Source organism: Pseudohalioglobus sediminis (genome assembly GCF_008370495.1).
Taxonomy (GTDB): domain Bacteria; phylum Pseudomonadota; class Gammaproteobacteria; order Pseudomonadales; family Halieaceae; genus Halioglobus.
In genome coordinates, this window is the sequence record NZ_VTUX01000002.1 from 566,799 (window position 1) to 576,341 (window position 9,543).

Sequence of the window (9,543 nt, forward strand, 5' to 3'; positions counted from 1 at the left end):
CCGAAGGGCCCTCGCGAGCAGAAGAGCGCTTACTGCTGCGCTGCTACCTGCGCTACAGGTGCCTGTGTGGGCGCTTCTGCAGCAACGGCAAACTTGGCGCCGATCAATCCGGCCATCAACGCGATAAAGACAAACGGTAGGAACTTCTTCATAAGGCTCTCCTGAGGAGTCATTAAATGGGTCAGCGACTATGGAACGCTGTAAATACTAGGGCTTTTCCGCCCGACACCGCATGGCCACCCGCGCCAACAGCATGACACGAGGCGACAATCCGACGCCGCATCCGGGGACGCGCCGCGGATACTATGTAATGGCAAAACAGCGGGCAATATCGTGTGACGAATACAGACTATTACGGGGCAAAAGCTTGATTCAGGACAAACAATGCCAGTCTGCGCCCTTGACCGACGACTATTGCCCTGTACCGCGCATAAATGGGTGCCAAATGCTAAGCAACCCCGCCAACAACACTTGATACTGATCGCGCGCAGTGCAACCATTCGCCATTCTTCCGAGCCCGCTATCCCGAGACGCACCTTGAACCACCGACCTGCCCTTTACATCGCCGTCTGCCTTGGCCTCATTGGCGTGTCGCTGGGGCCGGTAAACGCGCATGCGCCGTGGGATAAGCTGGCACATTTCCTGACCTACGGCATGCTCGGATTGCTGGCATACCGGGTAGCGCCAACTGACCGCAGCTATCTCGTGCACTGTTTGGCCATTGCCGCACTGGGCGCACTTATCGAGTTGGCGCAAACCCTGGTGCCTGGCCGGCAGGGTTCAGGACTTGACCTGCTGGCAAACCTCGCTGGCGTAGCAGCGGCCGCAACCCTGGTTTACCTGGCCAGAGGGCCACGAACCGCAAAGCGCTGATACAGGGGCATTTTTTAGCTGGCACTGCGGCTGCCAACAGCGTAAGGAGCCAGCCTTTTGAGGAGTGAGACATGCCCATGATAAAGCACACCCTGGCAGGCTTGCTGTTGCTGCTCGCAAGCGGCACTCGCGCCGAAACCATTCTCTACGACCAGTATGAGATCAACGGTCACCCCGGGTACCTGTCTGCATGGGAGGTCAACCACTCGTTGCGACATGTCCTGCTGATTGTGCCCGGCTTTGACACGCGCAATGACTCGATGCCGCTGGATGCCCTGCAGGGAGACTATGCCGAACTGGTTTTCTTCATGAGCCTGTTTGGCTGGGACGTCATCTACTTTGACTATGTAGACGGAGCTATCGACCTGAAAGACAACGCCGACAACCTCGCCCGCTTTGTCGAATACCTCGATTCACAGGCACCCGAGGATTATCACCTTGCGGTTATGGCAGGCTCGATGGGCGGCATAGTCGCCCGCACCATGTTCGTGCAGGAGGCAAGCAGTCTGGGTGTCGACACCTACGTTTCCATCGACTCACCCCACTGGGGCGTGTACCTGAGCAACTGGGCCCAGGACCTGGCTGCGCTGGCGATCGACTACCCGGCGGCACACCAGATGCACAACGGAGACCCCGCCTACAAAGAGCATTATGGCTGGCTGCGACGGGTAGAACGCAGCCAATGGTTTCGCGAACAGGTGAATGGCCCGATGAACACCTGCGCGGTCAGCCTCAGTGACGGCACCACGGCCTGGGAAGTGTCCTGGGAAGACCTCGCCCTGCACAACAAGTACTACCCTGTAGCGTCATACGTCACGGCCTCGGGCCTGACCTCTACCTATATGCCCTTCCATTCAACCGCCTATCTCGACCGCATCGCCACCGACGGCGCATGGCGGCTGGGTGGGAGACAATATCGCTACCGCAATCTCACCTCCAGCTACTTCGACAAGGTCTACGTCAACTCCCGCGATGAACACGCAGCACCCCGTTACGCCATCTTGCAGGCGCTGGAATGTATCGCGCAGTTCACCCCGCGAGCGGGATGAGAACCGGGTAATCACACTGTCAGGTAATCACGTGGCAAGCCAACTGGCTCCAATTTTGTGATGCACATCATACTTTTACTAATGAATCTGTTACTCAATTGACGTGCGAGCCCGAAATGAACTGATATTAGCTAATATTAGTTAGCAAAGATGTTGCGACTTTCTCGCAATTGCAAAAACAGGGGGCTTTACAGGATGCTGGACGCAGAGCAAAAGCCAGCGGCTTGGCTACTGAATTCACGCTCCCCAAAAACCGTGGGTTGCCAGAGTAACGACTGGCTCGGTATTCAACCATCCCGACACCTCCTTGCGGCCGTCAACGCTTCGCAAAGCGCGTTGCTATCTGACCCGATGGTCTTGCGAACACTGGCATTGCGGGGCATACGGGCTGATCTGGCCGCAGAGGCTGTGAGATCTGACCTGTACCGTATGGCCCATGCAATTGCAGCACTCGTTGAACATGACCCGCCCGAGATTCTCGCTGCAATTATCCCCCATCATTTAGCCGATACACTGGTAAACCTGGGCTATCGCCTCAACCATGTCGGGCGGGAAATGCTCTGCCCGGTAGACCCGCTGCTCGAAGCCTTTCACCGCGCCTGCGACGCACTTGGGTATTGCACAGCTTCAAATGCCGGCGCAATGAATACGGTGCGTGGAGATCGTGTATTCCCCTCCGTGCAAGTAGTAGAAGCAATCAGACGGGAGGACCCCCAAGTCAGCGCCGTGACGATTGCGGCATCATCGTTCCGGGAGAGCGCCAGCAGCGAGCCGGTTTACATTGAATTATTCTTCCCCGGGGAACGAGATGGCCATTCTGCGCAGCATGCAAAGCACATGGAGCGCCGATTGGCTGCGCTGCACCGAGAAAAAAACCGTCTGGTGACGCCACCCTTCCCGATCTGCCACCTTTCGGTCGAGGTAGAGGACTATGCACTGCTGGAGGCAGTACACCAGCTGGGTCAACAGGATTGTTCCGGCCTGGTTACACCCTATGGGGAGTGTATATCCGTGAATCCCGGCGATGGCTCGCACAACACCAAGCTGGCGGTGCAGCAAGAATTTCACCCCTCCGCTCAAGTCAATGTCCTGGAGTTTGTATTCTTTCCCTGAACACGACAGCGGTCGGTGTAAGGCAATTGAGAAGAGAACAGATGATTATACAGCTACCACAAAAGCGCGTCGCCATTCGGGTTGGACAGGGCCTCCATCGCCAAGTTAACCTCAAGCATACCGACGCCCTTTAGGCTAAGCGCCAAACTGATGCAGGATTTCCAAAATATCGAGAGTACCGTCGCTGAATTGATCAGGGTTCAAACCAAAATAGACGTGACCCCGCAGCAGTATGAGCAGGATCTTCACCTGGATTCTCTGGCGATTTTGGAAGTCACGATTGGGCTGGAAAGAACATACGGCATCGAGGTAGACGAAGCCGAACTGGATGTACTGCAAATCTTCAGGTCTGTTCGCAGTATCGCAAATTTCATAACATCAACCAGGGCCGACCAGAGTCGTTAACCTGGATATTGCTTAAAGCACTCAGCAGTTGTGCTCACTGGTCTGGGCTCCGGCGACCCTATCGTACTTTATAAATTGAGGTAACAGCGCTTGCTATACTCCATGCTTGCCGCATCGGCCAGTCGCCTGCCGAATCAGCCCGCGATTGTATCCCTAGCAGAAACGACGACTTACCGCCAGCTACTCCATACAGTAGATGCTTTCGCAGTGCGCCTTGAAGAGCAACAGTTGCAGGCAGGCGACCCAATTGTGGTAATCCTGCCTAATGGCCCTGAGTTCGCAGTGGCAGTCTTCGCCTGCGCTAAGCTGGGTTGCATTGCTATTCCACTCAACCCCTCCTTCCAGGAAACTGAACTGGAGCACTACCTGAACAATAGCGCTGCGGAAACCGTGATCACTGGCGCGACAATTGCCGCCAAACACCGGCATACCATCCACGCGATAAATTCCAGGTGCCGTATCATTGTCGACCCTTTGAAAAACGAAAACACCGTCGGGAGCGGGGATTCTGCCAGCGACCACTTCACCGGCGATTTCCTTTTTCAGTACTCTTCGGGCACAACAGGCGAGCCCAAAAAAATAGTGCGCAAACAGTCGGCACTGGCGCAGGAGGCCTCACAGTACGCCCAGACTCTTAGTCTATCCCAGGATGACCGCGTGCTTGCGGTAGTGCCGATGTCACATTCCTACGGCTTCGGCAACTGCCTCATGGCAGCAATTTGCGCGGGTGCGACGCTTTATACCCTTGAGAACTTCAATCGCAGAAGGGTAATGGATACACTTATCGAAAAGCGCATTACCGTATTCCCCGGTGTGCCGTTTATGTTCAGTGTTCTCGCGGAATCACCGTCACTTGGCGAAATGCATTTTCCGGACCTGCGGTTGGTGTATTCGGCCGGCGCGCCCCTGGACAGGAACACTTTTGAGGCCTTTCAGGACAAATTTCATGTTCCCGTTCGTCAACACTACGGGTCCACAGAAACCGGACCCGCTGCAATCAATCTCGAGTCCACGGAGGGTGATCTCTGGGCCTCGGTTGGCAAATCCGTGAAGAATGTAACCATAAAGATCATCAGGCATGACGGCCAGCCTGCTGCGACCGGTGAAGTGGGTGACGTGGTTATTTACAGTGCCACCACGGCAGAAACGCAAGGTATACCCACTGAAGCAGATCAGCAGCGGTCAGCAGACGGTGGATTCTACACCGGAGACCTTGGCCGCCTGGACGCAGAAGGCAATCTCTTTGTGACCGGCCGCGAGTCACTGTTCATCAACGTCGGTGGTAATAAGGTGAATCCGAGTGAAGTAGAGAGCATTCTGCAAAAGCATACCGGTGTCAGCGAAAGTCTCGTGGTAGGAACTGAGAGCGCGCACGGCCAGGAGTTCGTGAAGGCAATAGTCGTATGTGAAGCGGGGCTTACGGAGGACGATTTAAAGGCATGGTGCAAAGGAAAAATCGCCGACTTTAAAATACCACGTATCATTGAATTTCGAGACAAATTGCCACGAACGGCGCTTGGCAAGGTGCAAAGAAGTGCTGTGCAAGAGCCACCAGCAGGGTAGACTGCTCGCAGAGCTCTCGAGACAACAGCACCCAGGAAGATGTCGATAACCATTCAACCCCTCTCGGAAGATACGCTGCCTGCAGTAATCGAATTGGTATTGGAAGCCTGGCATCGTGAGTGGGGGCCTGAGTTTGCCGAGCGCATGCTACGCTGGCGCTTTCTGCTGCGCCAGAACGGGGATACAGTGCTGGTCATGGACGAAGGACGCTGCGTCGCAATGATCGATTCCTTTGTGCGCGATTACCTTATCGACGGCGATGTAGTGAAAGTGCGTGAGCTTTGCGACTGGTTCAGCCGTCCCGACTATCGCGGAGTGGGCCTCAAACCTGCCCGCATAATGATGAAGAAGCCTGAGCCAATCATTTCAATCGGCGGCTCGAACGCTACACAAGCCTTGTTGCCAAGACTGGGGTTCAAACCATTGCCCCAGCCAGCTATAGATTATACGTTACCCCTTACCGGCGCTGCCCTGGTAGACGGGCTCTTTAAACGCTATCGCATACCGGGCAGGAGGACGGGCATGCGCCTGGCCAAACACTTCACTCATCCGCATAGATGGGGTGACTCGCGCCACAAATCCGCAGTAGATGGGATTGCTCGCATATCCAGGAACGGCACACAACTCTCCAGCACGACGCCACCGGGCGATCAATACCAGCTGGCGTCTCTCATCAACGCAGAGGATATTGCGTGGCTGTTAGCAGCACCTGAAGAATTGGGGCAGTTCAAGGTGCTTGAGTTTCTCGTTGACAACCAGGTAATTGGCGTGACCCTTAATCGTCTTAACGGACAGAACGAACCGGTCGAGGGCACGATTGTGCACTTACAGAGCGCACAGGTCTCGGTCGAAATTTATCGCTGGATGATAGATGAATCTATCTCCATGCTGGCTGCTTCAGGCGCCAGTAGCGTCAAGTGCAGGACGAGTTGTCCGACCTTGGCAGATGCACTGCAAAGCTCTCATTTTATCAGGCGCAAAGCCCTCCAGACATTATGGTGGTCGCCAGTCCTGGACGCACCTTCGGGCCCAAGCCTACTGTCGCGCTTCCGCGCTGACGACGCGCTGCAACCTTATCCGCACTGACCAACCGCACACCCGAACAATAGACATATCTGAGATAAGCAAGGCGGGCCAATAAACCAACTGCACTGATTGGCTGGAGCCGGGTAGGTGTAATCGCAAGCGACGTCGCCGGGGAGTGCTCTGGGGCCGTGAGCCACGCCAGCACCTATGGCACGCCGGTGGTTGGAGCTCCTACGTTCACCTCTGCCACCGCCAGCTACGGCGAAGATGAGTGCCAGCGCATCTCGGCAAAAGCAAAAGAGTTGGACGCAGCATAACCGATTTCGTCCCACTGACTCTGATTTTCGCACTGAAAAACCACCCACACCGCGTCCTCGATAGAGACGTCGAAATTAGAGAGTTATCGCACACAAGCAAACCTCTCCAAAGCCGAGAACGCCCGCAGGCCCGTTTCAGCCGGCCGGAGAGGTAACCCGCGCGCATAGCCGAATATCGTGCCAACGACATCGCCGTACACAATAGGACCAGATATGGCTGCAAAGCGTAAATGTCAGTTAGAGCCTGAAATCAGGGCTTGAGGTTATCGGCAGGACCCGGGGTGCGGTAGCGGTGCGAAGGAGAAATGGTCTATAGTTGAGGCAAGGATTGAGCAGTGCAATTATTGAGCCGTGCAATGATGGTGGTTGCACATTCAATTTTTATGCGTTCCCGGCGGAGAGTCAGAGGTTTGAGTCGGCAGATGACCAAAAGCAAAGAAATTTTCTTTAGGCAGAGATTCGTCCGGCGATCGCGCATGGTCGTTACAGTGCTGAAACTCGCTGCCATTCTTCTTTTACTGGTGCTTAACCCACTACCAGCCACAGCCAGCATCGACGGCTTTTACGATTTCGAAACGGGCGGGCTAGACGCATTTCGTTGCCACGGCAACTGCCCCGAGGTTACAGACAAGATACCCGCGCGCTCGGGCAAATATGCCATGCGTTCCTACCTTGGCGAAGGAAGATCCAACAAACGTCGCACAGAGGCCATTTTCTCCAATCGCAAGGAACGGTTGATGGAGTGGGAGCGGGACTACTGGATAGGGTTCAGCATTTATCTGCCCAACAATTGGAAACACTACGGCAAATTTGAAATTCTCGCCCAGATTCACGCCTCGGTTGACGAGGGCGAACGCCAGCGCTCTCCGCCCTTCGCGATATACACAGGCAGCGGGAATTGGAAAATCACCAACAGAGCTCTGGGCGGTATCAAGAATGATTGGGTGCTCAACAGCGTCTACGAAGATATCAATCGCTGGACTGATTTTGTAATTCACTATAAACCATCCTACAACTCCAGCGGCGTGCTTCGGGTTTGGAAGAACGGTGAGTTGGTTGCATCACGCGAGGGGCCCAATGCCTATAAGGACACGGATGGCCCGTATTTTACTCTCGGGCTGTACACTGGCCTTTACGACCAGACAGAGGGTAATCCCCCGAAGACCGTTTATCACGATGCGCTGCGAATAGCCTCCGGCCCTGATGCCGGCTACGAGGACGTTGCGCCCTCCGGTGACGGCCCTGATCCGGGCGATGTCCCGGTTTCGTTCTTTATGGATTGTCTGGGCAACTGCCCGGTCTTTAGTGAAGACGTCAGTCGCTGGGGCGGCGCAGCAATGCGATCGACCGTTAGCGAGGCCAGCGACAACAGCAAGCGTACCCAGGCCATTTTCAAGGGCCGGCAGTCCAGGCTCATGGCCTTTGAGCAGAGTTACTGGATAGGATTCAGTATATTCCTTCCGGAGAGATGGGTAGTACCTGGTAAAAGGGAAGTGCTACTGGAAATACTCAGAACCCCTGATCCGGGAGAGAATCATTACGCCGCATTGGAGATTCTCACCGGCACCGGGGACTGGACGCTGCGCAGCAATTGGGGAGGTAATCAAAAGGAATGGATCCTTAACAGCATCTACGAGAGCATGGGGCGCTGGACAGACTTCGTAATCCACTACAAGCCCTCTTTCAAGCCTTCTGGAATCATCGAAGTGTGGAAGGATGGCACCCTGGTGGCCCGACGCAACGGCCGCAATATTGAGAAGGACGAAGAAGGCCCCTTTCTCGCTATTGGACTTCTGAAAGACTATCCTACCCCCGCTTCAAAGTCTGTCTATCATGATGCTCTGCGCATTGCTTCTGGTCCAGATGCTCGTTACGAAGATGTGGCGCCCGAACTAGCCCGGTGATATTGGCCGAGCGCCTGCCACGCCAAACCGCCTGCACCCTCCATTTCATTGTTCCACTGTTACGTCATCCTCGATGATGCCTCGATCCGAACATCACCAGTGCTGTCGACTCTATGCGGGATGTGATCGATAGCTTACCTGGCTCCAAAGTCCAGACAGCTGCTCCGTCCTCGTTTTTCCAATCTTACGCACCCGGTCACTTGCGAACTGCAGGCATGACAATGGATCCGCAACCCGGTTCTCCGCGTAAACAGACATGTCTACCGGAGATCTGGATATGGAAAGAATCATCAAATTCGACGCTCCGCCCAGCGCACCTGATCCGACCCGGCCCAGGCCTCGGCAGCTTCTGGGCGAGGCCCGCGGCTATCGTGATGTGGTCCGGCTCGTGTTTTCAGGATCGGAGCTACGCCGGCAACCTGACATTTCCGGAACAGCCGCGATATTGATTCCCGGCTGGAAAGCACCGGAAGCGAGCATGGGGCCACTGCGATTTTTCCTGCGGCGACGCGGCTGCGATGCGCGCCACTGGGGACTGGGAGTCAATCGTGGCGACCCCGAGCGCGACAGCGAGCGCCTGGTGGCAAGCGTTCACAACCTGTCGCAAGAACTGGGTAAGCCGCTGGCACTGATCGGCTGGAGCCTGGGAGGTGTGATCGCACGCGAGGTCGCCAGGGAGTGCCCTGAGGCCGTGAGTCAGGTCATCACCTATGGAACGCCGGTAATCGGGGGCCCTACGTTTACGCCTGCAGCCTCCAGCTACGGTAAGGATGAGTGCCGGCGCATCTCGGCGAAAATCACCGAATTGGACGCAGCATCACCGATATCAGTCCCACTGACCGTGATTTTCTCTCGCCGCGACGGTGTTGTATCGTGGCCCGCGTGCATAGATCGCAGCAGTTTGCAGGTGGTGCACTATGAAGTGGAGTCGACCCACCTGTCGATGGGGCTTGATCCGAGCGTCTGGACGCTGGTAGCACAACAGCTGGCCAGGGTGAACATCTAGACCGGCACGCCTCGCTCACTGCGCAGCAACAGGCACGCCCTTGCAGAGGGTCCTTGATGCAAGCTTGAAGCGGAAACGTAAAGATGATGTAGTTCCTGACACATAGCTTACAGAATATACCGGAGACATGGTTTACACATTTAGGTATTTGGAGGAGGCCTCCAGATGCCGTGGAAAGAGTGTAAACCGATGGATGAACGCCTCAGATTTGTCGCCAGGCTGCTCGAAGGAGAGAAGATGGCGGCCCTATGCCGAGAGTTTGGTATATCCCGCCCTACGGGCTACAA

General features: G+C 55.6%; 9 protein-coding genes. 8 read left to right on the forward strand and 1 reads right to left on the reverse strand.

Going from position 1 to position 9,543, the window contains the following annotated elements; all coding sequences use genetic code 11:
- Positions 1-29 precede the first annotated feature (29 nt).
- Entirely contained in the window at positions 30-152 is a 123-nt protein-coding gene (locus F0M18_RS20090) for a hypothetical protein (RefSeq protein ID WP_262500856.1), read from the reverse strand.
- Between the two features lie 385 nt (positions 153-537).
- On the opposite strand from F0M18_RS20090, the gene F0M18_RS06565 reads away from it, so the two are divergent.
- From F0M18_RS06565 to F0M18_RS06600, 8 genes are all read left to right on the forward strand, one after another.
- Entirely contained in the window at positions 538-873 is a 336-nt protein-coding gene (locus F0M18_RS06565; RefSeq protein WP_188109620.1) for a VanZ family protein, read from the forward strand.
- A 71-nt stretch (positions 874-944) separates the two neighbouring features.
- Entirely contained in the window at positions 945-1,922 is a 978-nt protein-coding gene (locus F0M18_RS06570) for an esterase/lipase family protein (RefSeq protein WP_149610600.1), read from the forward strand.
- Positions 1,923-2,117: 195 nt separating this feature from the next.
- Positions 2,118-3,035, forward strand: a complete 918-nt coding sequence (locus F0M18_RS06575; protein WP_149610601.1) for a hypothetical protein — start codon at positions 2,118-2,120, stop codon at positions 3,033-3,035.
- Positions 3,036-3,185: 150 nt separating this feature from the next.
- The gene (locus tag F0M18_RS06580) at positions 3,186-3,440 is read left to right on the forward strand and encodes an acyl carrier protein (RefSeq protein WP_149610602.1); all 255 of its coding nucleotides are present in this window, start codon (positions 3,186-3,188) and stop codon (positions 3,438-3,440) included.
- A 90-nt stretch (positions 3,441-3,530) separates the two neighbouring features.
- Positions 3,531-5,003, forward strand: a complete 1,473-nt coding sequence (locus F0M18_RS06585) for a class I adenylate-forming enzyme family protein (protein ID WP_149610603.1) — start codon at positions 3,531-3,533, stop codon at positions 5,001-5,003.
- Positions 5,004-5,042: 39 nt separating this feature from the next.
- A complete protein-coding gene (locus F0M18_RS06590; RefSeq protein ID WP_149610604.1) occupies positions 5,043-6,089 on the forward strand; it encodes a GNAT family N-acetyltransferase in 1,047 nt (348 codons plus the stop codon).
- Between the two features lie 679 nt (positions 6,090-6,768).
- Positions 6,769-8,250: a heparin lyase I family protein gene (locus tag F0M18_RS06595; RefSeq protein ID WP_188109621.1), complete on the forward strand. Its 1,482-nt coding sequence runs from the start codon at positions 6,769-6,771 to the stop codon at positions 8,248-8,250.
- A 277-nt stretch (positions 8,251-8,527) separates the two neighbouring features.
- The gene (locus F0M18_RS06600; RefSeq protein ID WP_188109622.1) at positions 8,528-9,256 is read left to right on the forward strand and encodes an esterase/lipase family protein; all 729 of its coding nucleotides are present in this window, start codon (positions 8,528-8,530) and stop codon (positions 9,254-9,256) included.
- Positions 9,257-9,543: the final 287 nt, after the last annotated feature.

Excerpts from the sequence above, each read along its gene's own strand:
- F0M18_RS06575 (WP_149610601.1), top strand. The coding sequence starts at position 2,118 with ATGCTGGACGCAGAGCAAAAGCCAGCGGCTTGGCTACTGAATTCACGC.
- F0M18_RS20090 (WP_262500856.1), bottom strand. The coding sequence starts at position 152 with ATGAAGAAGTTCCTACCGTTTGTCTTTATCGCGTTGATGGCCGGATTG.
- F0M18_RS06590 (WP_149610604.1), top strand. The coding sequence starts at position 5,043 with ATGTCGATAACCATTCAACCCCTCTCGGAAGATACGCTGCCTGCAGTA.
- F0M18_RS06600 (WP_188109622.1), top strand. The coding sequence starts at position 8,528 with ATGGAAAGAATCATCAAATTCGACGCTCCGCCCAGCGCACCTGATCCG.
- F0M18_RS06580 (WP_149610602.1), top strand. The coding sequence starts at position 3,186 with ATGCAGGATTTCCAAAATATCGAGAGTACCGTCGCTGAATTGATCAGG.
- F0M18_RS06570 (WP_149610600.1), top strand. The coding sequence starts at position 945 with ATGCCCATGATAAAGCACACCCTGGCAGGCTTGCTGTTGCTGCTCGCA.
- F0M18_RS06595 (WP_188109621.1), top strand. The coding sequence starts at position 6,769 with ATGACCAAAAGCAAAGAAATTTTCTTTAGGCAGAGATTCGTCCGGCGA.